Annotated in this window: 24 protein-coding genes and 1 rRNA gene; 13 read left to right on the top strand and 12 right to left on the bottom strand. The window is 34.3% G+C overall.

All coding sequences use genetic code 11. From position 1 onward, the window contains the following. The first annotated feature begins 31 nt into the window (after positions 1-31). The 4 genes from D8M03_RS04735 to D8M03_RS04720 all read left to right on the top strand — a co-directional run bounded on the left by D8M03_RS04735 (position 32) and on the right by D8M03_RS04720 (position 6,811). Positions 32-1,132 (top strand): iron-containing alcohol dehydrogenase, encoded by a 1,101-nt coding sequence (locus D8M03_RS04735; RefSeq protein ID WP_121213618.1) that lies wholly within the window; start codon positions 32-34, stop codon positions 1,130-1,132. Positions 1,133-1,292: 160 nt separating this feature from the next. Beyond that, positions 1,293-3,005: an ABC transporter ATP-binding protein gene (locus tag D8M03_RS04730; RefSeq protein WP_121213616.1), complete on the top strand. Its 1,713-nt coding sequence runs from the start codon at positions 1,293-1,295 to the stop codon at positions 3,003-3,005. A gap of 214 nt (positions 3,006-3,219) precedes the next feature. Next, entirely contained in the window at positions 3,220-4,959 is a 1,740-nt protein-coding gene (locus D8M03_RS04725) for an ABC transporter ATP-binding protein (RefSeq protein ID WP_121213615.1), read from the top strand. Positions 4,960-5,170: 211 nt separating this feature from the next. Next, on the top strand, positions 5,171-6,811 hold the full coding sequence (locus D8M03_RS04720; protein WP_121213613.1) for an S-layer homology domain-containing protein: 1,641 nt from the start codon (positions 5,171-5,173) through the stop codon (positions 6,809-6,811). Between the two features lie 58 nt (positions 6,812-6,869). Here the strand turns inward: D8M03_RS04720 and D8M03_RS04715 are convergent, their stop codons facing one another. The 7 genes from D8M03_RS04715 to D8M03_RS04685 all read right to left on the bottom strand — a co-directional run bounded on the left by D8M03_RS04715 (position 6,870) and on the right by D8M03_RS04685 (position 12,000). Further along, on the bottom strand, positions 6,870-7,283 hold the full coding sequence (locus tag D8M03_RS04715) for a YugN family protein (protein WP_121213611.1): 414 nt from the start codon (positions 7,281-7,283) through the stop codon (positions 6,870-6,872). Positions 7,284-7,356: 73 nt separating this feature from the next. After that, positions 7,357-8,157, bottom strand: a complete 801-nt coding sequence (locus D8M03_RS04710; RefSeq protein WP_121213610.1) for a serine/threonine protein kinase — start codon at positions 8,155-8,157, stop codon at positions 7,357-7,359. Further along, a complete protein-coding gene (locus D8M03_RS04705; protein ID WP_211330867.1) occupies positions 8,150-8,323 on the bottom strand; it encodes a hypothetical protein in 174 nt (57 codons plus the stop codon). Before D8M03_RS04705 ends, D8M03_RS04710 begins: the two co-directional genes overlap by 8 nt. A gap of 194 nt (positions 8,324-8,517) precedes the next feature. Next, the gene (locus tag D8M03_RS04700) at positions 8,518-10,170 is read right to left on the bottom strand and encodes a sodium:solute symporter family protein (RefSeq protein ID WP_121213607.1); all 1,653 of its coding nucleotides are present in this window, start codon (positions 10,168-10,170) and stop codon (positions 8,518-8,520) included. A 32-nt stretch (positions 10,171-10,202) separates the two neighbouring features. Then, a complete protein-coding gene (locus D8M03_RS04695; protein ID WP_121213606.1) occupies positions 10,203-10,505 on the bottom strand; it encodes a DUF4212 domain-containing protein in 303 nt (100 codons plus the stop codon). A 231-nt stretch (positions 10,506-10,736) separates the two neighbouring features. Then, positions 10,737-10,919 (bottom strand): hypothetical protein, encoded by a 183-nt coding sequence (locus D8M03_RS04690; RefSeq protein ID WP_121213604.1) that lies wholly within the window; start codon positions 10,917-10,919, stop codon positions 10,737-10,739. A gap of 379 nt (positions 10,920-11,298) precedes the next feature. Further along, positions 11,299-12,000, bottom strand: a complete 702-nt coding sequence (locus tag D8M03_RS04685; RefSeq protein ID WP_121213603.1) for a hypothetical protein — start codon at positions 11,998-12,000, stop codon at positions 11,299-11,301. A gap of 267 nt (positions 12,001-12,267) precedes the next feature. On the opposite strand from D8M03_RS04685, the gene D8M03_RS04680 reads away from it, so the two are divergent. Continuing rightward, a complete protein-coding gene (locus D8M03_RS04680; protein WP_121213602.1) occupies positions 12,268-12,693 on the top strand; it encodes a hypothetical protein in 426 nt (141 codons plus the stop codon). 284 nt (positions 12,694-12,977) lie between these two features. Continuing rightward, positions 12,978-13,520, top strand: a complete 543-nt coding sequence (locus D8M03_RS04675) for a DUF2179 domain-containing protein (protein WP_121213601.1) — start codon at positions 12,978-12,980, stop codon at positions 13,518-13,520. A 93-nt stretch (positions 13,521-13,613) separates the two neighbouring features. Here D8M03_RS04675 and D8M03_RS04670 read toward each other — a convergent pair whose 3' ends face one another. Both D8M03_RS04670 and D8M03_RS04665 read right to left on the bottom strand, forming a co-directional pair. Next, the gene (locus D8M03_RS04670) at positions 13,614-15,764 is read right to left on the bottom strand and encodes a SpoIID/LytB domain-containing protein (protein ID WP_121213599.1); all 2,151 of its coding nucleotides are present in this window, start codon (positions 15,762-15,764) and stop codon (positions 13,614-13,616) included. 290 nt (positions 15,765-16,054) lie between these two features. After that, entirely contained in the window at positions 16,055-16,675 is a 621-nt protein-coding gene (locus tag D8M03_RS04665; RefSeq protein WP_414674148.1) for a DUF1643 domain-containing protein, read from the bottom strand. Positions 16,676-16,845: 170 nt separating this feature from the next. Between D8M03_RS04665 and D8M03_RS04660 the strand changes: the two genes are divergently transcribed. From D8M03_RS04660 to D8M03_RS04640, 5 genes are all read left to right on the top strand, one after another. Further along, positions 16,846-17,463: a nitroreductase family protein gene (locus tag D8M03_RS04660; protein ID WP_121213595.1), complete on the top strand. Its 618-nt coding sequence runs from the start codon at positions 16,846-16,848 to the stop codon at positions 17,461-17,463. Between the two features lie 174 nt (positions 17,464-17,637). After that, positions 17,638-18,393, top strand: a complete 756-nt coding sequence (locus tag D8M03_RS04655; protein WP_121213594.1) for a DUF2087 domain-containing protein — start codon at positions 17,638-17,640, stop codon at positions 18,391-18,393. 14 nt (positions 18,394-18,407) lie between these two features. Then, on the top strand, positions 18,408-18,749 hold the full coding sequence (locus D8M03_RS04650) for a GIY-YIG nuclease family protein (RefSeq protein ID WP_121213592.1): 342 nt from the start codon (positions 18,408-18,410) through the stop codon (positions 18,747-18,749). Positions 18,750-18,772: 23 nt separating this feature from the next. Next, entirely contained in the window at positions 18,773-20,155 is a 1,383-nt protein-coding gene (locus D8M03_RS04645; RefSeq protein ID WP_121213591.1) for an MATE family efflux transporter, read from the top strand. Positions 20,156-20,264: 109 nt separating this feature from the next. Further along, entirely contained in the window at positions 20,265-21,266 is a 1,002-nt protein-coding gene (locus D8M03_RS04640) for a hypothetical protein (protein WP_121213590.1), read from the top strand. A 235-nt stretch (positions 21,267-21,501) separates the two neighbouring features. On the opposite strand, the gene D8M03_RS04635 is transcribed toward D8M03_RS04640, so the two are convergent. The 3 genes from D8M03_RS04635 to D8M03_RS04625 all read right to left on the bottom strand — a co-directional run bounded on the left by D8M03_RS04635 (position 21,502) and on the right by D8M03_RS04625 (position 24,439). Then, positions 21,502-22,788, bottom strand: a complete 1,287-nt coding sequence (locus D8M03_RS04635; protein WP_121213588.1) for an alpha/beta hydrolase — start codon at positions 22,786-22,788, stop codon at positions 21,502-21,504. Positions 22,789-22,800: 12 nt separating this feature from the next. After that, complete coding sequence (locus D8M03_RS04630; RefSeq protein WP_170148380.1) at positions 22,801-23,910, bottom strand: helix-turn-helix domain-containing protein; 1,110 nt, start codon at positions 23,908-23,910, stop codon at positions 22,801-22,803. 214 nt (positions 23,911-24,124) lie between these two features. Further along, positions 24,125-24,439 (bottom strand): thioredoxin family protein, encoded by a 315-nt coding sequence (locus D8M03_RS04625; RefSeq protein WP_121213585.1) that lies wholly within the window; start codon positions 24,437-24,439, stop codon positions 24,125-24,127. A 156-nt stretch (positions 24,440-24,595) separates the two neighbouring features. Here D8M03_RS04625 and D8M03_RS04620 point away from each other — a divergent pair, with 156 nt between their 5' ends. Beyond that, positions 24,596-25,600: a M23 family metallopeptidase gene (locus tag D8M03_RS04620; protein WP_414674146.1), complete on the top strand. Its 1,005-nt coding sequence runs from the start codon at positions 24,596-24,598 to the stop codon at positions 25,598-25,600. A 464-nt stretch (positions 25,601-26,064) separates the two neighbouring features. Continuing rightward, positions 26,065-26,163: ribosomal RNA gene (locus D8M03_RS04615) — 16S ribosomal RNA — on the top strand; the annotation flags it as partial.

The raw sequence follows: 26,163 nt of genomic DNA, 5'->3' as shown, positions 1-26,163 counted from the left end.
TAATATCAAAAAAACTGATAGGGGATAGGTTATGTGGCGTTATGAACATCCAACAGAAATCATATTTGGAAAAAGTGTATTGCAAAATTTAGGGGACTATTTAGAACAAAGCAATATTAAAAAGGCACTTCTCATTGCAACGAATTCATCGGTGAAAAATGGAACAACAGCAGACATTGTGAATAAAAGTGCTGGGAGAATATTAGATGTCGTAAGTGGAATTGAGCCAAATCCAACCATCGAAAACGTAGAAATGTGTGCAAAAAAAGCAAGGGAATTAGAAGTAGATTACATTATTGCACTAGGTGGGGGAAGTGTAATAGATTGTGCGAAGGCAGTTTGCGCGGTTGTGTCGGAAAACTGTACAGCTATAGACTTGATGGAAGGAAAGAACATCACAAAAGCGTTACCACTTATCGCCATACCAACAGTAAGTGGGGCGAGTAGTGAAGTAACGGGTACTTCGGTTATTAGTTGGAAGGAAAAAGATTTAAAAAGAGCTTTTACTTCACCATTGTTATATCCAAAAACAGCTGTTATCGACCCTGAGCTTACGTATAGTTGTCCAAAGCATGTAACAGCAATTTCAGGAATCGATATTATTGCGCATTCTCTTGATTCTTTAGGTAGTGTGAAGTCAAATCCATTAACAGAACATTTTGCTGTTCAAGCTGCGAAACTAGCATTTGAAAACTTGGAAGCAGCTGTTAATGGGAATGCTGAAGCAAAAGACCAATTGGCATTTGCAGCAGTACTAGCAGGTTTTGCATTTACACAAACTGGTACAACTGCATCTCACGCTTGTTCTTATATTTTAACGGCCAAATACGATATCCCTCACGCAGAAGCATGTGCTTTTACATTAGATAGTTGGTTTAAAATAAATGCAGAATATAAACCGTTACTAGAAATTCATGCAAAAAATATTGGGTTTAGTAATGTTGATGAATTAGTAAATGCATTAAATGATTTAAAAATTAAATTAGGGTTACGCACTACTTTAGGAGAGTTAGAAATACCAATAGAAGATTTAGAAATCATTGTTCGACATTCTTTAGACGCAGCAAATATGAAAAATAACATTGCACCTGTTGATGAAGCAATGGTACGAAATGTTTTTCGTTCCAAATAACAAGAAAATGGCGGAGTATGAATGATTTCGAACAGCCAGCACACTTTTTAAATGAACAGCTAGTAAAGATTATTAATCTCGAATGATAAAGATTTTCAAATAGAGTATGAATCGTGTAAAATGGGGAAGAATATTCGGATTCCGAAATGAGGAGGCATCTATGCTATCAAAATTTTTCTCCTATTATAAACCGCACAAACGCTTATTTATTATAGATTTCGCCAGTGCGATTATTGTAGCGATTTTAGAGTTAGCTTTTCCTATCGCTGTACAATGGTTTATTGACGAACTACTGCCAACGAATGAGTGGAATACCATTGTCAAAGTGAGTATTCTATTACTTTTAGTTTATGTTTTAAGTACAATACTCAATTTCATCGTGAACTATTTAGGACATAAATTAGGAATTAATATAGAAACTGATATGCGACAGGATTTATTTAACCATTTCCAAAAGCAATCCTTCCGCTTTTTTGATAACAACAAAACTGGCCATTTAATGAGTCGTATTACAAATGACTTATTTGACATTGGGGAATTTGCTCACCACGGACCGGAAGATTTCTTCATTGCTGTCATGACGTTCATAGGAGCTTTTGCCATCATGTTTAATGTTAATCCAACATTGGCTTATGTTGCACTAGTGGCAGTTCCATTGTTAATTGCTTTAGTTACGTTTAGTAATAAAAAGATGAACGCCGCATGGAAAGAAATGTACGGAAAAATTGCAGATGTCAACGGACGAGTTGAAGATAGTGTCGCTGGGATTCGTGTAGTTCAATCCTTTACTAATGAACAATTTGAGATGGAACGTTTCCGTGAGCAAAATGGATTCTTTAGAGCAGCAAAGCTTTATGCATATAAAGTGATGGCTGGAACACATTCTGGTATTTATATGATGACCCGTCTATTAACATTAGTAGTGTTAGTAGTAGGGGCATGGTTAAGTTTTAATGGAAAACTTTCTTACGGTGAGTTAGTCAGCTTTGTCCTTTATACAAATGTGCTAATTAAACCAATTGATAAAATTAGTGCATTACTAGAATTGTATCCAAAAGGAATGGCAGGTTTTAAAAGATTTCAAGACATGTTAAATGAACAACCAGAAGTACAAGATCGACCAAATGCTATTGATGTTCCTTACTTACAAGGTGATATTACTTTTGAAAATGTTAATTTTAATTATGAAAAAGATAAAACGATTTTAAAGGATATTAGCTTTGAGTTAAAAGCAGGGGAAATGACGGCATTTGTTGGACCTTCCGGAGCAGGGAAAACAACCATTTGTTCTCTTATTCCACGCTTCTACGATGTAGATAGTGGTTCCATTAAGATTGATGGAATAGATATCAGAGACATAACAAAACGATCGCTGCGTGAGCAAATTGGGATTGTTCAACAAGACGTGTTTTTATTTACAGGTACGATAAGGGAAAATATTGCCTATGGAAAACGTGGTGCAACAGAAGAGGAAATAAGAGATGCTTTGAAAAAGGCACACTTAGAGGACTTTGTGAATAATTTACCTGAAGGATTGGAAACGCAAATAGGTGAACGGGGATTAAAACTTTCTGGTGGTCAAAAGCAACGATTAGCCATTGCACGAATGTTTTTAAAGAACCCGCCTATCTTAATCTTAGATGAAGCTACATCGGCATTAGATACAGAAACAGAGAGAATCATTCAAGAGTCTTTATCTGAACTTGCAGAAAACCGAACAACACTTGTCATCGCCCACCGCTTGGCAACAATCAAAGATGCCGATCGAGTGTTAGTAATAACGCCAAATGGAATAGAAGAAGATGGATCTTACAATGAGTTGATTCAAGAGAATGGTATCTTTGCGAGACTACATCAGTATCAATATAATTAATTAGGAGAAAGGAGTTGTCTGAAAAGTCATTTTGAGACAGCTCCTTTGTAACTGACGCTACCGCTTTCGTCACAGATAAATTGCGACGAGGATGGTGACAACCACCGCAGGAACAATAATTCATAAGAAATATTTATCAAGAAAGAAAATAGGTGTCCAAAAAAATTATTACTTTTTGGACACCTCCTTTTTTTGCACATCGAAGGAGGTAAAGATGAAGAAAATTTTAAAAGTACCAAAAGTTAGTATAAAACCGTTTATTTCACTAATAGCTGCAACAAAAATACCGAAAGCACCCCTTATTTTTGGGTTGATTTTGAGTATTTTTACAACAATAGTTGGTCTTGGAATTCCTCTTTTAACGCGAGAACTTGTTGATGGGTTTTCCTTCGCAACATTAAGTGTGCCACTTATTTTAGCCATCATCGCATTTTTTATTGTACAAGCCGTTTTTGATGGTGTATCGATGTATTTGCTTGCTTATGTTGGGCAAAAAGTGGTGGCAAGACTAAGAGAAATGATGTGGCTTAAACTAGTTCGCTTGCCTGTTTCATACTTCGATAATCAGAAAAGTGGGGAGTCTGTTAGTCGACTTATCAATGATACAGGAATCGTAAAAGATCTAATTACACAACATTTCCCACAATTTATTTCAGGTTTAATCTCAATCATAGGTGCAATTATTATTTTGCTAATTATGGATTGGAAAATGACATTGATTATGTTAATTTCAGTTCCAATTACTGTTGCTGTTATGATGCCTTTAGGATCTAAAATGGCGAAAATCTCTCGTGGCTTGCAGGATGAAACAGCTACCTTCACTGGAACGATTCAACAAACTATCAGTGAAGTACGATTAATGAAATCTTCCAATGCAGAAAGCTTTGAAGAGACAAGAGGAACACAAGGGATCAATACTTTACTAAAGTTGGGATTAAGAGAAGCAAAGATCTTTGCTTTGGTAGGGCCAATTATGCATACAGTCATCATGATTGTTATTGTTATGATCATTGGTTATGGAGGAATCCGGGTTGCCAATGGAACGATGACAACAGGTTCACTGGTGGCGTTCTTGTTGTATTTATTCCAAATCATTTTCCCAATTACATCCTTTGCGATGTTCTTTACTCAGCTACAAAAGGCTAAAGGGGCAACAGAGAAAATTATTGAGATTTTAGAGCTCCCATTAGAACAGGGACAAGATGGAATTGAAATGGATATTAAAGATAAACCTATTCGTTTGCAGGATGTCTCGTTCTCTTACGATGGGGAAGAACCAGTGATTCAAAACGTTACTTTCGAGGCGAATCCAGGGGAAATGGTGGCTTTTGCAGGCCCAAGTGGTGGCGGAAAGACGACTTTGTTTGGGTTATTAGAACGTTATTACGAACCAACATCTGGTGAAATTTTTGTAGGAGATACGCCGATAAGTAAATTGTCACTAGTATCTTGGCGGAAACAAATCGGTTACGTTTCTCAGGAAAGTGCCATGATGGCAGGGTCGATTCGTGACAATCTCTGTTACGGGTTAACAGAGGAAGTAACAGATGAAAGACTTTGGGAAGTTACAAAAATGGCCTATGCTGATCAATTTATTAAAGAATTTGAGAATGGATTAGACACAGAAATTGGCGAACGTGGTGTTAAACTTTCAGGAGGACAAAGACAACGAATTGCCATAGCCCGTGCATTTTTAAGAAATCCTAAAATTTTATTAATGGATGAGGCAACAGCAAGTCTAGATAGCGAGTCCGAAAGTATTGTTCAGCAAGCTTTAGCCCGACTTATGGAAGGACGTACAACCTTTGTCATTGCTCACAGATTATCTACTATTGTCGATGCAAATAAAATTATCTTTATAGAAAAAGGTAGAATTACTGGTGTTGGAAGTCATGAGGAATTAATAGAAAATCATGAACTTTATCGAAAATATGCAGAACAGCAACTAACATAAAAATGAAAGCTAAAGAGGCACTTGCTTCTTTAGCTTTTTTCTATAGTAATTTATCCCTAATTTGCAGAATTGGAAAATAGATGCAAAATCTTAAAATTTTCTATCAATTTATATGTTATAATTGCTATATAATGCACCAATTGGTATCAGATACATAATTATACATTTATAGTTTCTGAGATTGGCGTAATAAATTTATAAGGAGGAACACATGAAGAAGTCAAAAATCTTTTCGGTACTTTTTACGTTAGTTTTACTTTTGTCTTTGCCTCTTCAAGGATTAGCTGCAACATCATTTACTGATGTGAAAGAAGATTTTTGGGCAGAAAAAGAAATTAGTAATTTTGTAGATTTAGGGATTGTAAAAGGATACCCTGATAAAACATTCCGCCCGGAAAACACAGTAACACGTGGACAAGCTGCTATTATGATTGCACGCGGTTTAAAACTTGATGTATCTAATGTTGGCGCTGTAAGCTATGAAGATATTAAAGATGCTTCAATTAAAGAAATTGCTGCTGTAACAAAAGCAGGAATTATGAAAGGTACTAACGGTAAATTTGAACCGAATAAACCTCTTACACGTGCTCAAATGGCTACAATTTTAACAAACGCATTTAAATTAAAAGGTGATGGTTCAACAACTTTCACTGATGTAGCGAAAGATCACTATGCGTATGAAGCAATTGATGCAATTGTATCAAACAAAATTGCAACTGGTTTAGAAGATGGTTCATTCAAGCCAGAAGAAGCAACTACACGTGCTCAATTTGTAGTATTCCTTTCAAGTGCTTTAAATAAGCAAACGGATGTGACAGAAGAGCCAGCAGTTGAAGAAGAAACTGAAGTAACAAATGAAGCAATTACAGAATTATTAAAAGAAGTGTATGCAAATGAATTAGCTTTAAATAGCTATGAGTTTGATGGAAGTATGAATTTAGGTCTTAAATTCCCTAAATCATTAACTTCAACTCCTGAAGATGCTGCAATCTTTAAAATGTTTGAAGATATCAAAGTAGATATTAAAGGTGCTTATCAAAAAGATCCAATGAAAATGGAAATGACAATGGATCTTACACTTCAAGGTGAAGTTGAAACAAAATTCAGCATCCCAATGATTATGACAACTGATAAAATGTGGATTAAATTACCGCAATCACCACTTCTACCTTTACCAGAAGAGCTTAACGGTAAATATATTGAATTAGATCTTAATGAACTAACTGAACTTTCTGGACAACCAAGTGTTTCAATGGATTTAGCTTTACAAACAGAATTTACAAAAGCTATTTATGATATCTTCTTCGATGAATTTGGTAAATATTACGAAGAAGTAGATCAACAATCAGTTGCAGTTCCAGCTGATATCAAAGTTGATAAAGTATTAAAATTCGAATTATCAAATGAAGATTTAAAACCATTTATCGAAACATTATTTAATAACGTATTACCAAAGTTCCTAACATTATTAGAGAACCCAGAATACGTGAAAGCTTTAGGTTTAACTGCTGAAGACATCGCTTTACTAAAAGAAGGATTAGCAAGTGCTGATGTATCAATTGGTGAAGTAGCAGGGGAAATTAGTAACTTCGTAGATATTAATGAACTTAGCGAATACATTGCAATTAATGAAGATAAATATATTGGATATGACAAATTCAATTTAGATATCACAATTACAATGGAAGGCGAGTCTCTAGGTCTTAAATTATCTTATGATTTAGGAAAATCAAAAGTAAATGAGACAGTTGATTTCAAACTTGGTACACCAAAAGCTTCAGAGGTAATTCCATTTAATAAATTAATGGAAATTGAAGCTGAAGCTGTGGATGCAGTACTTCCACAAAAATAAAATTTTAAAAGCTAAAGAAGCGACTATCGTTTCTTTAGCTTTTTTGTATCTTATAAAATTAATTTAAATAAGGTAACACTTTTTCTTCAATTACTTGTTCTCCTACACTAATCCATTTGTTTTTATCGTCAATGGATCCATCTTTATCAATCGGTTCTTGGAATTGACTAAATCCTGTTGCATCCATCATTGAACTGCCATCATGTTCTAACCCTAAGTTTGCAATATGTTTAATAACATAAGGAGTTTCAAAACGAATGTATGCATTTGGGGAATCGAGCATACCTTGAGTCACGATAAACGGCAGTCGTAAATAAATTGTTTCACCTTGATCTTTAGAAAGGATTGCGTCAAAAATTCCGCGATCATAATCCCAGTATCCTCCTAATGTAAAACCTGCATCTTTAATAGCATTTTGTATCTTTCCAAATTCAGTATATTTACCCTCTAAATTTGATTCTAATTGTAACATTTTGAAGTCTCTCCTAATGCTTTTTTTCTCAGTTTAGACAGACTACCAAAATGTAATACGGTATTTGTAAAAATTAATCAGTTGAAACGAATGAATGCTCTAACATTTGGCATTGAAGGGATTTTAATGCGTCCTCTGCGCTGTTAAAAGGCTCTCTTATAATTAAGAGACGTTCAATATATTCTATTAATGATGGTGGTAATTGTAGTTCTTCTTGCCAGCTCCGTTCTTTCTTTTGAGTGGGTGAATAGGTTGAATAAAGAAGGAATAGGAGAAAGTGCCCGATAAAATAGAGGTCACTTATATGATTTTCAGCTCTTTTAGGGTTGTCAATTTCGTTGAAGTCAACATCACACTTCATATAGACAGCTAACCCAAAGTCGATAATGTATAATTGTTCGTCTTTCATTAGGATATTTGGAATACGTAAATCTCGGTGGACAATTCCTTTTTGATGAAAAAGAATAACGTTTTCCAACAGTTGACTAGCAAATTTTAATGATTGTTCAACAGAAAAGGTATTCCCTTCTATAAATATCGACTGCTCAAATGTCTGTCCGTCTATATAATCCATAATATAAAAAGGAACTTCTTCAATAACACCGTGTGAAATAACAGAAGGAGTATTAGGTAAATCAATCTCCTGAAGTAGTTGAATCTCTAAATGGAACTTTTCTCGAAGCTTGCAACTTTTTCGATGTTTTGCCTTCATCCTTTTTAGTACAAATTTTTCTCCTGATGAGGGCTCTTCAATTAAATAAGCAACTCCATAAGATCCATCACCTAATTGTTTAATAAAGCGATAATCAGTATTGTTATCAATATAGCTTTTTACCAAGGCGTGATATTTATTTTCTTTTATTGTGTTAAACATGTTTAACTACCGAAGAAACTACCTGAGCTAAAGAAACTTTTTGAACTGAAGAATCCAGAACGACTTTTATAACTTCTTTTATAATGTTTATGGCCATAGTAGTTGTGTTTATTAGAGTATTTTCTTCTGCTACTACTATTATAATGGCGTTTACTATTGCTTCCACCTAACAATTTCTTCAAAAATTTATCAAGCATTAAATCAATCCTTTCTAGAATGAATAAAAACAATGGAAATCGTACTACTAATGTATTTTACGATTTAGATTAGTAGAAGTTTCAAATGGGCTGTCTGAAAGGAAAGAAAAGTACCAGGTACAGAAACAATTTTGAATTGCTCCTGTACCTGGTACGTTAAAAATTATTCATTCATATAAACTTCGCCGTCTTTGTAAGTCATTTGCTCTGGGTAGCGTAAATTAATAACGGCATCTTGAATTTCTTGTGAAGGTGGCTTCGTTGCAAGGGATACGATGATATTAGCCGCAAAGGCAGCAATCGCACCGAATACCCCAGCTCCTGTATCGATAATACCTAAAATAGTAAATCCACCATATTTAGCTGCAAAAATATAAGATAATGTTACGGCTAAACCAACAAGTAAACCAGCTATTAAACCTTGTGCATTCGCTCGTTTCCACCAAACGCCAAGTACTAAGGCAGGGAAGAATGTACCTGTTGCAATAGCGAATGCCCAAGCAACAATCTGAGTGATCGCACCTGGTGGGTCAAGGGCAACAATACCAGCAAATAACGTTGCAACTACAATCGTAATACGTCCAACTTTAAGACGTTGTTTATCTGTTGCATCTGGTTTTAAGATACGATAATAAATATCATGTGCAAAAGCTGATGAAATAGCGATTAATAAACCACCAGCAGTAGATAAAGCTGCAGCCATCGCACCCGCTGATACTAAACCAATAACAAAGATTCCTAGATTTGCAATTTCAGGTGTTGCCATTACGACGATATCGTTAGCAATGATTAACTCATTCCATTGAAGAATTCCATCACCACTTGTATCCGCTACTTTCAATAATCCTGTATCAACCCAAGTTTTAGTCCAAGCAGGAAGGTCAGCAATTTTACTACCAGCTACTTGAGTCATTAAAATGAAGCGTGAAAAAGCCGCATAAGCAGGTGCAGAGAAGTATAATAATGCGATGAATAATAGTGCCCAAGCTCCAGACCAACGCGCAGCCTTCATTGTAGATACTGTATAGAAACGAGCAATTACGTGTGGAAGTCCTGCAGTACCTGCCATTAATGTAAACATAAGTGCAAGGAATTGCCACTTAGTACCTTTTTCAAATGGAGCAAAATACTCAGAGAGCCCCAGTTCACGATCTAATTCCCCAAGCTTACCAACAATCTCACCGTAAGAAAGCCACGGAAGAGGATTACCAGTAATTTGTAATGACATGAAGATTACTGGAACTAGATAAGCCACAATTAATACAATGTATTGTGCAACTTGAGTCCATGTAATCCCTTTCATTCCTCCGAATGCTGCATAAATCGCAATTAAAACTACACCAATCATTGTTCCTAGTTTTGCATCAATTTCAAAAAGTCTTCCTATTACTACCCCAGAACCTGATAATTGTCCGATTGAGTAAGTGAAACTGATGATCATTGTACAAATTGCCGCAATGATAAGTGCAGTATTACTTTTAAAGCGGTCACCGATAAATTCAGGAACTGTATAACTTCCTGATTTTCTTAACTGAGGTGCAAGTAGGAATGTTAGTAGTAGGTATCCACCTGTCCACCCCATGATATATGCTAAACCATCGTAGCCTAGCATCATAATTGTACCAGCCATACCAATGAAAGAAGCCGCACTCATCCAATCGGCACCAATCGCCATACCGTTATAGATTGGTGGTACTCCACGACCAGCTACATAGAAATCAGAAGTTGCTTTCGCTTTATTATAAACTGCAATAAAAATATACAAAGCAAATGTAGCTAAAATAATCGCCATTGATGTTATAAATTGTGTATCCAAAAATCATCCCCCTTTATATCGAGATTACCCCTTTAATGGTCCACCGTTGTAGTTCTACCAATTTCTTCATTTCGTTTTTCATCAATGCCGTACTTTTTGTCAATTTTGTCCCCCACAACTGCATTAACAAAAAGTAAAATAATAAATACTGCTAATGCCCCTTGAGCTCCCATAAAATAGTGGAATGGGAAGCCATTAAAGTAAATGTCGCTTAGCGGCTCAGCAAATAATACTACTCCGTAAGAAACAATCGCCCAAATGATAAAATAGATAATCATATAAGTGTTTTTCTCACGAAAGTATGCATCAGCCTTGCTTTTATCGATCTTTTTCACCATTTCACCCCTGTTCTAAATTTCCCCAATCAGCAAATGTTACAGATTACACAAATAAAATGCTGTAAATTATTCCTCCTTTTTATAAGAGCTTATATATTGCTTTGCCTCTTTGAAGAGACAAAGTAATCACCGTGTTTAGCATAAGAAGGTTAATAGGATAATTTAACTAGTGTTGTGAATTAGATGGAATAGTGATAATTTGTCCAAATCAAAAGAATAAGAAATAAGCTAATTTAGACTAAAGATAAACTTAATTGTTTCTAATAGTGGGGCTGGAACGAGGAGAATTTCTACTATAATATAAACTACGATTACAACTACTGGTACTAGTAATAAGATGAATCGTTTTTTCCATAATGCGATTGTAAGACAAATAAGAGTAATTATGAGAAAGAAATACTGAATGTCCATTACCTCCTTTACCTGTGATTATCATATTTTTTTTTTTTAAAACTTATGTATAAAACTTTCACAATATTATCGATTTATTAAGAAAAATTTACCTATTTTAATAAGTGAATGGTGATTTTAATAGTAATTCATTCCCTTAATACAAGTTCATTTTGGAATTTATTCCGGGATGAAAGGTACATTTTAGAATAAAAGAAGCTGTGCAGTAAGATAGACTTTCTGCACAGCTCTTTCAAATATTCATTAAATAAACCTAAAAAATATTACTCCTGGGTGATGAACACAATCCACGTTGCAAATTAACTTTGAGGAAAGTTTAAGCGTCAGTCACAAAAGGGGCATCTCAAAATTCTTTTGAAGTTGCCTCTTTATTCAGGAGTTAAATAATATATTCCATAAAGTATTCCGCCATTTTAGGTAAGGGGAGATTTAGTTTCATCATAAGGGCAACACAATTTGCAATGATTATTTCAGCCCCTTCTGAATGTTCTAATTGTATTCCGTATTCTGATTCGATAAAGTTAGTAAACTCCCATTTTTTTAACGAATTTCTATTTTCACCACGATAATAACTGTCCATTTCCGAATAAAGGTTATCTAAGAAATCTTCAAATAATTCACTTTGTTGGATTAGTTGCTGATAAATCGGATCATCAACAGGTGCTTTTGATGCATATATATCATTTGCTACAAGTTGAATAATATCTTCCATAGCAATTTGCTCATTTGAAGATTCTTCTATTTGCCAAATGGAGTTAGTGAAAAATGGGTGAGCATCAATCGTTATCATATTCTCCATTTTTCTTCGAATAAACTTTTTAAGAACAATTCCTTCTTCGCAAACAAAAAGTACTTCATAATTAAATGTTGTATCGAAATTATATGAATTCGATTCTTCTAAAATTGCATAACTTTCACCATAAAGAGTACCGATGTACATTTGAATTGGTTCAAATTTATAGTAAATATTTCCTCTGGTTGTATGACCTGAATATTTTAAATAAACTTCTTGAACATCCTCTTTACTAGGATTTACAAGACAAAGACTGTACTTTTCTTTTGAAATAACAAATTGAAGCAAGAATTCAGCTCCTTCTATGTTGTTAAGCCAATAGGAGGGAGATTGGCAATTGAAAAAACATGGTCGTTAAAAGATATTCATAAAAATACATATTATTCGTACTCCGATAGGGGATAAGGCTTTTGTATTAATCATTGGGAATTTTAAAAGGGGTCAAAAACAAGAGTTATTTATAAATATCAATTCTTATAGGGATGGACAACCTACACGTGCTCCTTTTTTCTACATACATTGTAGGTAGTTTATTATGAAGGGAGGATTTAAGTAGTGAATCCTTTTGATTTTACTGGTAATCAATTTGATGAATCCCCACGCCGTAGAAGACGCCAACCTGGATTCCCTGGAGGAGGGCAAGGGCAATTTCCTGGCTTTCCAGGCGGGGGTCAACCACCATTTGGTATGCCAGGTGGAGGTATGGGACAAATGCAACCTCCGACAGCACCACCACCAAGTTTTACACCGCAAATGACAACATTTCAACAACAAGAATTTTCTCGCAGAGGCGGAATAGGAAGCATTAGACGTTGTATGTTCCGAAATACCTTTATTTGGTTGAGAAATGGAAATGCATTTTGGTTCTTCCCTATGTTTGTTATAGGAAATCAAATTATTGGTTTCCGTTGGAGAGGGAATAGAGGTTGGGTTTATGACTCTCTAAATCGAAATAGTATTATGTTCTTCCAATGTTATTAATATTGAATAATTCAACACCTTCGTTAAGTTAATATAACGAAGGTGTATTTAATTTTATATACATATATATACAGTAAATGGAAGTAAGTGATAAATGATAGAGGGATTGTGTTTAAAACGAAGTAAAGAAGGAATAGTTTACTTATATATGGAATGTATAGAGATAGATAAGGTTTAGATGTGTCTTTTAGTTGTAAAAATATATTTAACACATAACGTGAGTACAATACATATTTGTAGGTAAATAATAAATACAAAATATTTTTCAAAGAAAGGCGAATTAGATGACAAACATTTTATTAATATTATTACTTCAACTGGTCTATGTACCTTTGTTAACGTTACGAACAATTTTCTTAGTTAAAAATCTAACACTGTTCGCGGCCATCTTTGGAATATTAGAAATGTTGATTTATGTATTTGGATTATCTCTTGTCTTTAATGGGGATCAAAGTTTATTGGCAATGATAGTTTACGCAGTAGGGTTCGGCCTAGGGATGTTTTTAGGAACGAAAATTGAAAATAAACTAGCAATTGGCTATGTGTATATCACAATCAATACACAGAAGAAAAATCAAGAACTTATTGATACATTGCGTACAAACGGCTTTGCCATTACAACTTATGTAGGTGAAGGTAGAGACAGTGAACGCTTTAAATATGAAATTCTAGCAAAACGAAATCGGGAAAAAGAGCTATTTGCTTTAGTTGAATCCATCGAACCAAAAGCATTCATCATATCCTATGAACCGAAGTCCTTTAAAGGTGGATTCTTAGTGGATCGAATGAAGAAACAAGCTAGAGAGTTTAAAAAAACACTAAAATAAATGTCTAGTTAAGGGGCTGAGCAAAGAAATTGCGCAGCCCTTTAGTAGTAATAAAAAAACTGCACCTCTTCAAAAGAAAAAGTGCAGTGCATGTTATCTTATGATATTGATATATTTAGCGTAAACATAACCTTTCTTTTTACCATATTGGACATAATACCATGCACCACTATTATTTAAGATAAGGACAGTATTATCTATTTGAAGCTTCCCAATAGAAGGGGAATTTGTTGAAGCGTTTTGTCTTATCAATACATCAGTGCCACTTACTTTACCAATATTTGTTTTTAATAAAGTGAACGCATGTGTTTTTGTTGATTTGTTCTTTGCTAAATCTTCAGCAGTAATAACAAATGTATAGTTCCCATTAGCAATTTTTGATACATCCCATAAAACAGTTTGTTTTCCTTTAGTCTTTTCAGTGTTGGTTTCTAACTGCTTTACAAGTGTTCCTTTTGCATTTTTCACATATACTGAAATTTTTGCAGGTTCATTTATCGTATAATTGAACGATACATTTTTCGTACTAATGTTATAGGTTGTCCCAATATTAGTAATAGAAGGTGCTATTACATCTTTTGGGATATTTAATGTGTGCTTATGAATTGCAGAGGAAGTATTGCCAGCTAAATCAGTTGTAATAATTCCAAACGTATACGTTCCGTTTTTGATAGAAGAAACATCCCAAGAAATTTCATACTTACCTGGTGATTGCTCTAAAATTTTGATGAGGTATTGTAAAATTACCCCATTTGAATCTTTTACATAAATGGATGTGTTGGCTGTTTCATTGATTGTATAAGATAATGTTATTTTTTTATTCGCATTGTAACTTGATGCTAACTCGCTAATGGAAGGTGCAATTCGATCGATATAGTTATCAGCATCTGTGCCACCTCCAATACCTCCAATAGGTTGTTTGATTGGCTCGATTGGGAAGGGGCTTATTATATTAGCGATTGGATTATATACTTTTACAATTGATATGTCTTTATAATAAAACTTTAATATTTCATCATAGGTTTTACCACCAATATCAGCCATTTTTTGAGCTCCCCATTGGCTCATCCCTACACCATGACCATCTCCACGCCCTGTTACTCGAACTACATCTGTATCTGATTTCACTTCATCCACCAGGTAACTCAACATAACACGATTTCCAATCATTGCGCGGATTTTTGTAGCGTTGCCGTTTGTAAAGGTTACACGTTGCGGAACTAACTTCCCGGTTTTATCTACTAAATCCTTAACTAAAAATTCCACAGTAATAGATCCGTTTTTTACACGGCCACCAGAACCAGGATTTGAAAGTGAAAATGTAGGAATAGCTGTAATTTTCAACTCTTTATCTGTATATCCATTTTTGTTTAACCAGGCTTTAATATTTGAGGCAATTAGCGGATCTCTTTCTTTTGTAGAAGTCCACCAAGTTGAATACTTTGATAAATTTAATTTAGTTAAATCGATTTGAGTTTTATTAAAAGAAAAATTCCAAACAAACTTTGGGTCATAAGGGTCTTCTTTTATTGGTAAATAGGGTACTTGTGTGTTTCCCCAAGCATTGGCGTTACTTTCAGTCATTCCACCGTTACTAGAAGAATAGACAGCATCGATTAAACGGCCGTTATAGTGGAGGACTTCTCCTTTCGTTTCATCCACAGCTCTTGTTGTATTTGATGTCCATACATAACCACCATAAACTTGATAAGAAATCGTGTCATTAATAATTTCCCGATTTAAGTAGCTTGTTGCATATGTTCTTGCTGCAACAGCTTGTGTTTTTAAAGCTTCCACATTCCAAGAAGGATACATTTCGTTTGGAACAACGCCCTTTAAATAATCCTCCATATAAACTGAGTTAATTGGTCGAACGTAATTGTTTTCAACTATAAAATCAAAACTTCCTAAATAAGGACGATTGTTTATTGAAAGTTGACTAGTAGTAAAACTTGGCATAGCGGAAAAAGTTTGATATGTACCTAACAATAGACCTTCTTTATATAAAGATAGTTTTCCGCTAACTTGTTTTAATGTATATGATTCATTAGCCTTTAAGACGATGTTTCCATCACTTGTTAAGTAATTACCGTTTGGCTTTAAAGTAATTTCTTTCTTATCCCCTAAATAGTTAACCAATTTGACTTTTACAATTGGTTCAACTTCCTGGGCATTACTTTTTTGAATCGGAAGTAAAAGCATAGAAATAGTAAGAAATAAGAGTGAAAGCAGTGCTTTTTTCATTTAATGTTCCTCCGAATCTATTAAACTACTATTAAATAGTAAATTAACAGAATCAGAGGAACAATGCTAAATTGTTTCCAATAAAGTTGAAAACTACTATGTTAAAAGAGGATTGTCTGAAAACTTGTTTTGAGACAATCCTTGCGATTGCCGCTATCGCTTTTATCGAAGGAGCATTTATTTTCTGCGACGAGTATGGTGACAACCACCGCAGAGCAAAAATTAATAAGAGATATTTTTCAAGAAAGGGGTGTCCAAAAAGTAAAGTCTTTTTGGACACCCCTTAAAGTTTAATTTCTAATTATATTTGGTTCAATTTCCAACTTAAAAGCTTGTATTAATTGTTGAAGTCGTTCTATGTTGGCTGGTCCTTTTGGATTTGGGTGGTAATAATCATTATCCTTTGATAGTACCCCGAAATACGGAATGCCACTTTCTTTAATTAGCTCCAACCATTTTTTCTTTTCTAATTCATAAAATCCAGAATTTTTCCCTTTCTCAACACCCCATCCAATTAAAATCCAGGGATGGCTTTGAATTTCATTTAAAGACGGTCTTGTAATAGTAGGGTAGTTTCCAGTTGACTTTAAAGATTCAAATAGTTCGATGGCTTCTTTGCTTATTGTATTTTTTACATAGAATAAATTGTAAATATATAGTCTACCATTTAACTTGGAATGAGTTGCTTTCATAAACTTTACAAGTTGTTTCATTGTACGATCTAAAGAGACTTCATCTGTATGTGAGCCAGTATGGATAAGCTTTCTTCTTACTTCACCATTTAGTTTTGCTGAACCAGGATTTAACATTACTGCGGCACCTAGGGATTGATTAGAAGTACCAAACTGAATATACGTATTCGTACGGTAAACTTCTTCCCCGATTTGTTGAAAAGTTGCAATTGCTTTCACATTTTCCAAAAAGCAAACCCCCAGTAAAATGTAGTGTGATTCATAATATTCTTTAATAGGGGGAAATATTAGTTTTGTAGTTTAATATATTGAATATCTATTACTTGAAATTATTTAAGGGATATGGAAAAATAAAAATGTTTCAAATTCGAGATATAGGAGAATGAGAAATGGTATTATTACAGGACAAAATAAGTAATTTTTATTCAGCTGTAAAAGAAAGACGTACATACTTATCAATTAGTAATGATCCTATTTTACCGAACGAGGAGCTGGAAGAATTAATCAATTTATCGGTATTGCATGCACCTTCTGCTTTTAATTCGCAAGGTGATCGAGTAGTTTTATTACTTGGAGAACATCATACAAAACTTTGGGACATTACGATTGATACTTTAGGCAAAAAGCTGCCTGCGGATAGGTTTGCGATTACTAAAGAAAGATTAAATGGATTTAAAAATGGTTATGGAACAGTATTATTCTTTGAAGATACGGATGTTTTAAAAGATACTCAAGAAAAATTCCCTACGTACAAAGACAGAGTTCCATCATGGTTCCAACAAAACTCAGCGATTTTACAGTACATTATTTGGACAGGCTTAGAGCAAGCTGGTTATGGTGTATCCATCCAGCATTATAATCCATTAATTGATGAGGAAGTTCGTAAACAATGGAACATCTCAACTAATTGGAATCTAATTGCTCAAATGCCATTTGGAAAACCAATCGCTCCACCTAAGAAAAAAGAATATCAGAGCCTAGATCACAGAGTTAAAGTATTTAAATAAATGATTGATTGACCTTTAAGAGAAATCTTAAGGGTCTTTTTTTGTTAAAAGGAATTTTTATGTTGACCAATAACAAACAAATTGCTATATTGTTTAAGTGTTAATAAACGTATATGAAAATTGTTTGTTTTAAATATAAACAAAACAGTGTTTTGTTGTTGGGAGCGTTGTGTAATGAATTTATCCGATGTTTTTTGGAATGCATCACTTGAAGAAATAAAATGTGGATATATTGAGGATTCTAATCAATTTACATGCCTGTTATGTGGTGAACCTGTAGAAAAAGGTGTGATATATCCTCAAGATAATGTTCTGTATGAGGCTAGTCGCTATATACGTTTACATGTTGAGCAAACACATGGTTCTGTATTCGAGTACCTTCTTAGTTTAGATAAAAAATTAACAGGTTTAACAGAACATCAGACAACACTTTTAAAACATTTTTATGAGGGGAAAAGCGATAAAGAAATACAGCAGGAAATGGAAATTGGAAGTAGTTCGACCATTCGTCATCATCGCTTTGTGTTAAAAGAGAAAGAACGTCAGGCAAAAACGCAACTTGCCATTATGGAACTTTTAAAAGAAAAAGATCAATATGCACCTGCGTTTGTCGCACCTCATAAACATGCAAAAATGGTAGACGACCGTTATGCAGTTACTACGGAGGAACAAGAGAAGATATTAGAGAAATATTTCTTACAAGGTTTGGATGGACCTTTAAGTAAATTCCCTCCAAAGGAAAAGCAACGGCTAGTAGTATTACGTGCCATCGCAAGTCGACTTGATAGCAATAGCACCTATACAGAAAAAGAGATAAATGACGTTTTAAAAGAGATTTATGAAGACTATGTATTAATACGACGCTACTTAATTGAATATGCCTTTCTTGAGAGAAAAGCGGATGGCAGTTCATATTGGGTGAAGAAATAGAGGGGGAGTCATTGATGGATAGAAAAAAGGAGTTAAAACAACAATTTCTAGAAGTAGAAATACAAGCAGGAGTATATCAAATAAAAAACATGGAAAATGGAAAAGTACTTATCGAAAGTACAAGGAATTTAAAAACCATTAACGGTGTAAAATTCACGTTAAATAACAATACGCATTTTAACAAAAAATTACAGGAAGATTGGAACATATTTGGAAAAGATGCGTTTGTAATTGAAGTATTGGAAACTTTAGAAAAGGAGGATTCTCCATATTTTAATGAAAAAGAGGCATTAAAAAAATTAGAAGAGAAATGGCTTGCTAAATGCCAGCCATTTGGTGATGCTGGGTACAATTAAATAAAAAAATGGAGAAAATCAATATGGATTTAATATCAGAACAAGCAAAACCTTCTATTTCCCTTCAAAAGATGATGGTTCTCTTTCTTATTCCAGTTGCATTTTCTAGTGTAATCCAATCCTTTGGGCAAGTAGTAAGTACGATTATTGTTGGTCAAACATTAGGGGAGGATTCTCTAGCTGCTATTTCAGCTTTCTTTCCATTGTTCTTTTTCCTAATATCCTTTGCGATTGGGATTGGTTCTGGAAGTTCGATTTTAGTTGGTCAAACATATGGTGCGGGTAATATTTCAAAAATGAAAGAAGTAGTCGGGGTAACACTTGCTGTAACATTACTTCTATCTGTTATCGTAGCTATATTTGGTGGTTTATTTACAGAATCCATTTTAAAATTGATGGGAACTCCTGAAAACATTTTAGCGGAAAGTGCGAGTTATGCAAAAATCTTATTTTTAACTCTCCCAATTATGTTCCTATATATGAGTTACACAACCTTTATACGCGGAACAGGGGATTCAAAAACGCCGTTAATCTTTTTAATTGTTAGTATCGTAATCAATGTTGCGTTACTACCAATGTTAATGTTTGGGTGGTTCGGTTTACCGGCGTTTGCGTTAAACGGGGCCGCATATGCATCTGTATTATCGAACTTAATTACCTTTATTTTATTACTCGTATATTTACACAAAAAAGACCATGTGATTAAGCTAGATAAAGAAATTATTAAAAACATCCACTTTAAAGGGGATATTATTAAGACTTTATTAAAATTAGCAATTCCATCGAGTATTAGTATGGTGGCAATTGCCATGGCAGAAGTGGCTGTAATTATTTTTGTTAATAGTTATGGCTCAGAAGCAACAGCGGCTTATGGAATAGTGAATCAAATTGCGATGTATGTACAAATTCCAGGGATGAGTGTTTCTATAGCCATTTCTGTATTTGTTGCACAAGCAATTGGTGCGGGCAATCAAGAAAATGTAAGGCAAATAACTAAACTTGGGCTAAAGTTAAGCTACTTATTTGGTGGAGCATTAATTCTTATTGTTTATTTGCTTTCAGAACCCATTTTAAAACTATTCCTAACAAGTGCTGACACAATTGGAATAGCTAAAGGTTTAATTCTAATATCATTCTGGAGTTATTTACTATTAGGGCACGTGCAAGCAATTTCGGCAACAATGCGTGCAACAGGCGTTGTACTATGGCCAACAATCTTTTTAATCGGTAGTATCTGGGTAGTCGAAGTGCCTGCAGCTTACTTATTATCAAACTTCACTAGTTTAGGAATTAATGGAGTGTGGTTAGCATATCCGATTGCCTTTGCGGTTAACTTAGTTGCCCAGTATTGTTACTATCACTTTGTTTGGAAAAAGAAAACGATAAAAGCTTTAGTATACGATTAGAAATTGAGTCTAGGTTCTTTTAAGAATCTAGGCTTTTTTATTCATTACTTTTAAAAGGAGTTAGTAGTATATAGAAATGTCACATATGTAAAAAGGAGTGTATATTCCTTTGAAACTTTTTCATTTACTTTTAATAGCCTTTTGGTTCCTAGTAGGTGGTTGTATGGAATTAGTGGAAGAGATAGATGTTGAAACGGAACCAGATGTAATACCTGTTAATGGATTACCTGAAGAAGTAATTCCTGAAGAAAATAAAATGGATGAAACGATTACTTTACTAGATAACGGTTGTTACAGTAATGAGGTCTATTTAGAGGAAGAAGAAACATGTTCTTTAGTGATTAACTGTAAAAATGAAAGAGACTGTATTAAATGGGGAAATGAATTAATAGAACTACTGGAATTTGAATATGGATCCCTCGTATTAGAAGAATCCGTTGCAACAGGTGAAGAAGGAATTACTGTTCTTACTACATATGATATTGACAATGAAGAAGAAGTAATTTACACAGATGCTGAAATATCAGATGAGGAATTGGAGTACCATGAAAATTTGTGGTTTAGCTTTAGTTGGCTTATACCTGAGAGTGAACGTAGAGAGATTACTCAATTTGAAGTATTCGAAAGTGGTAATACACTTGCATATGTTACTCTACATGATGAGAATGGGGAATATTGGACACTGGGCATGAACAATAAAAATATTGAATTAGCTTCTGAAATATTAGTTACATACTTACATGAATATGCCCATTTTTTATCATTGAACCAAAATGAAATTGATTATTGGAAAGACGAAGCAGGGTGCGACACATTGTACTTACAAGACTCAGGTTGTTTTTATGAGGATGCCTATTTAACTAGTTTTTATCGGGAGTTTTGGGAGGTGCCAGGGTATGGGGATATAGATGAATTCTTCGTTTCTAATTATGCTCGGGAATCCCCGGAAGAAGATTTTTCAGAGTCCTTTGCGCACTTTGTGTTAACCCAAACGCCAGAAGGGGATACAGTACGAGAAGGGAAAATTCTATTCTTCTATGAATTTGAAGAACTTGTACAATTACGTACAGAAATTTTATCTCGTGTAGCAACTTGGCTCGTTAGATTATAAAAAAAGTGGAGTCCCGAGGGTGAGGGAGCTCCAAAATTGAGGTATGAATGATGGGTCGAAATTGGTACAAATAAAACTATGATGTGGCTTTATTCAAGAAAGAGGGGAGTTCTCCTAAAGGAGATGTATCTTTCTTTAGCCTTAGCATATTCATTCTGTTATTGCCTATTAAGGACGGAAGCGGAGGTAGGGAAATAATTTAAAAAACCCCATCAAAATATGATGGGGAAAGTTACTATCTATTAATAAACTTTTCAATCGTTGGAACAAGTTCTTCATGTAAAGGTAATGATGGGTCTGTATAAGTAGCAAGGTTGGCATTAACATCAGATGGCGAATCCTTTAATATGTGGTTCATACCTTCAATAACTACTGTTTTATCAGCAGTTTGACGTAAAGGTTCAACATCTTTTTCGGTTACTTGAAGATCTGTTGTACCGTGAATAACGAATATAGGAACTGAGACTTTCGCTAACTCTTCTTTAGGGTCGTATTTTATCCATGATGTTAAATAAGGTTGACTTTGTACTGGGAAGATCATCTTTAATTCATTTGACATTTCTTCCACGGTTTCGCCAGCTTTCACTTTTTCTAAAATTTCCTTACTTTCATCAACAAGTGCAGGTGATAATTGTGCACTTAATTGATCAATCATCACTTCATCTATCCTGCGACCAGTTCCTGATAGAAGTATTAGGGAATCGATTGGTTGTTCCTGTGCTGCTAATATACTAAGGAAAGCTCCTTCGCTATGCCCAATTACATGGACTGAAGTAAATGACTCTTGAGAGTTAATGTAAGCAATGATACTAGCAATGTCCTTTGCAAAATCATCGAATCGTACTGCATTTGGATCTTTCACTAATAGCGTATTTTCACCAATCCCACGTTTATCGTAACGAATCGTTGAAATATTCTTTTCTGCTAATTGCTCTGCTAACATTTTGTAGCTATCGGAGTTCACACCCATAACGGAATTCCCGTTTTTATCTGTTGGGCCACTTCCTGCAACAATAATTGCAACGGGTGATGGTTCACCGCTTTTTGCTTTTTGAAGGGCAACTTTCAATTCTCCACCATCGACAGGAATTAAGATTTGTTCGTAAGTAATTTCTTCTTTTGAAGTATTGTCGTAGTGTGTAAAAATGACTGGGAAAGTGGCACCATTTTGTGTAAATGTACCTTCAATCTTTTCATCTGCAAATTTCCCTTTAATTGAAATTTTTTGACCTTGTAGATTGATTAGAATATCAACAGCATCTTCGTTATAACGGACACTTTCAAACGGATAGTTTTCTAACCCTTGCATTGGTACAGAAAATGTCCCAGTCGTTTCTTCAAGCTTAATAATAATTGGTAGTGGTGAGTTTGGTATTTCAATATTTCCTGCCCATTCCCCGAAAAATTGTGTTGTCATTGATTTTTCCTCCTCATTTTTGGAATTTCCATTTTCCGTACTTCCCGCATTACAACCTACAAGAATTAATAATGTAAATAAACTTATTGCTAACAATCTTTTCATTGAAATAACTCCTTAGGGTAAGTTTAGTTGATGCTTAAGGTTTAAAATAAATGCTTTATAATCTTGACGTCCTTGTAGTGGAGCAAAAATAGGGTGGTCAGTCACACCTGATAAAATATCCTTTTTAATAGATGCTACATCTCTTGGCGAGACATTCCCAATTGTTATTTCTTTTTTCATCCAATTTTCAAGTAAGTCAAAAAAGGCATCTCCTTTTAAATAAATAGGGAATTTTAAATAACTAACAACTCTTCCATAACTTTGAAGCGCCTTCATTGCTTCTTCATGACGTTGTTGCATCATGTAGCAATAAGCAGCTTTTAAGTAAAAGACAAGAGCGGAATTCGCATTTAAAAGTTCAATTTTAAATTCTTTAATGATGAATTCCATCCTTTTAACTGTTTCATCAAAATGTTCAATATTGTCAACTTCAAGCACTAAAGTATCTGTCGCACTAGAAAGGAGCCCGAATAAGTGCTGGTACATACTAATTTGAAGCGTTTCTCGTGCTTTATCTGGTTGATTCATTATCGTATGGGCTGTGGCTATAATGTTTTCAGTACCGAATTCAATTTCGATATGATCTCCTAATAATTCAAGAACTTTTTCTGGCTCATTCATCATTAAAAAAGCTGTTGCTTCTACAAACTCAGCTTTATGAACGTATTTATACTCTTGGGCTTGATTGCGTACACGCTGACACAATTCCACAACCCGGTTTAAAATTGCTTCAGGATGTTCTGCATGTTTATGATAATTTAGATATAATACAGCAAGTTCTATTAGTAATGGAAAGCACGAATAATATTCTTTTACATAGTCTTCTATTTCTTGTTGAACATCCGAAAACGGTTGAACACTAAATTTCTCGGCTAACTGAGCATATAATTTTTGTATATTTTCTTTAGTCATTTGTGGTTCATATCCAAGTAGTGAATCAATCGATAAATTGAAAAATGTTGCAAGTTTTGGTAGTAGAGTAATGTCTGGATAACTAAGTCCTGTTTCCCATTTCGATACTGCCGCTTTTGAAACACCTACATATTGAGCGACTTGTTCTTGTGTAATACCCATTTCTTTTCGTAATGTACTAATGCGTGTTGCGAATTGAAAACCTGTCATATATCCCATCCCTTTCTACGTCCAGTATATGGGATAATTATAAGAGAAACGAACGAGTGATAGTTAATAATAGTTGATTAAATCAACTGAAGGTAGATATTAATTTTTATAAACGCAAAAAATCCCCTTCGCCTAATGCGTTGGGGATGTTGTTTTCGTAAAACCGTTTATTTAATTGATTTTATAATTCCCGGTAATAGAAAAAGAATGTATGTTAATTTAAACCATTGATAAAGTTTTCAATTTCTTCTTGTGTCTTACGATCTTTGCTCACAAAACGGCCAATTTCTTCACCATTATTAAAGGCAAGGAAACTTGGTATTCCGAAAATATCCAGTTGAGCGCATAAATCAATATATTCATCACGATCCACTTTGATAAAACGATAATTCGTATATTTTGCCTCAACTTCTGGCATAAAAGGATCGATAAAGCGGCAATCTTTACACCAATCTGCAGAAAACACGAAAATTGTACGACCTTCTGATTTTAATTGTTCAAATTGATCAAGTGATTGTAAATTCTCCATTAAATAATTCCTCCATTTTCTATCTCTTTTATAAAAAAACAAAGTTTAAGCCTTTTTACAATAATATCTCATCAATGATTGAAATTGAAATACAAAATGTTGAAGTCATGGTTTTGTATTTTTCGGACATTATAAAAAAAGAAAGGAGGCTTATTATTGGTTCGACATTTGATTCCATTATGTGTTTTATTGATTCTTTGTAGTACAATTTCGCCTGAAGTTGTACGAGCAAAAGAAGAACCTTCTAGAGAAGAAATTTTACAGAAGCGGATGTCTATGTACCTACAATTTCAGGATTATATTGTTCCGTGGTATTACCTAGCAGCTATTGATCAATATGAACGAAATATACAAGATGTCCGCAAAGATATTCCGAAACGGGACAGTACTGTTGCCATTCAATTCTCTAAGGAATATTGGGCAGGTGCAATGAATCCTGTTCCGGATGATACATCGCCGTTTACAATCAAGTATTTTGGCGGGTTAGGTCTTGATGGTAATGGTGACGGGCTTGCAAGTGCAGACGATGATGAAGATGTACTGTTTACTATGAGTAACTACTTGAGCAAATTCGGACCAAGTGAAGAAGATTTTAAAATTGCATTATGGGAATACTACCAAAGTGAAATGGTTGTAAAACAAATATTATCAATAGCAAAAATGTATAAACATTTTAATTCAATTGACTTAGATACACATGTTTTCCCAGTTCCTGTACGAGGCTACAATTATAGCTATAGAGGAACATGGGGGGCCAATCGTGGCTGGGGCGGAAGACGTATACATGAAGGTACCGATATTTTTGCGGGATATAGTACGCCCGTAGTATCAACTTCATACGGTATTATAGAAGTGATGGGATGGAATGAATTTGGAGGTTGGCGCGTTGGAATTCGTGACAACCATAATACTTATCATTACTATGCTCATTTAGCTTACTTTAATAAAGGATTAAAAGTAGGCGATATTGTAGAACCAGGTACACTACTAGGTGGTGTGGGAAGTACCGGGTACGGTAAAGAAGGTACTTCAGGAAAATTCCCACCACATTTACATTATGGTATGTATAAATTTAATGGTCGAACTGAATGGGCATTTGACCCATACCCTTCATTAGTACAATGGGAAAAATACAGTAAACAGCTTCTTAAGAAAAAATAATGTAAGGTTGTTCCGAATTGGGGCAACCTTTTATTTTAGGGTTCATTATTGTTGGGGCATTAGTAAATTAAGAAAAAAATTTTAATAAATATATTGACTTTAATTTTTAATGTGTGTATAGTAATACAAGTCGTCACCACGACAAAGCGAAATAAATAACTTCTAATTTATTAACAATAAATCATCTTGTTTATTAATTTTAAAAAATATTGACATGTGATTGAGAAGTTAATATAATGAAAAAGTTGATTTGCGAAGTTGATAAAATACTTTGAAAAAAGTAAAAAATATGTTGACACTAGTTGTCGAAAATGTTAATATATAAAAGTCGCTTACGCGAATGGAAAATGAACTTTGAAAACTGAACAACAAAACGTTAATGAATATAGTTTCTCATTAAATTGAGGAACAAAATTTTGGACATCAATTTTGATGCCAGCAATTTTTGAGCTTTATCAAATTCTTTTATGGAGAGTTTGATCCTGGCTCAGGACGAACGCTGGCGGCGTGCCTAATACATGCAAGTCGAGCGGACCTTTAGAAGCTTGCTTCTGAAGGTTAGC

It is taken from the genome of Ureibacillus endophyticus (assembly GCF_003628435.1).
Lineage (GTDB): Bacteria > Bacillota > Bacilli > Bacillales_A > Planococcaceae > Ureibacillus > Ureibacillus endophyticus.
The sequence above is the reverse complement of the archived record's forward strand: the minus strand, read 5'-3'. Positions and strand labels throughout refer to the sequence as shown.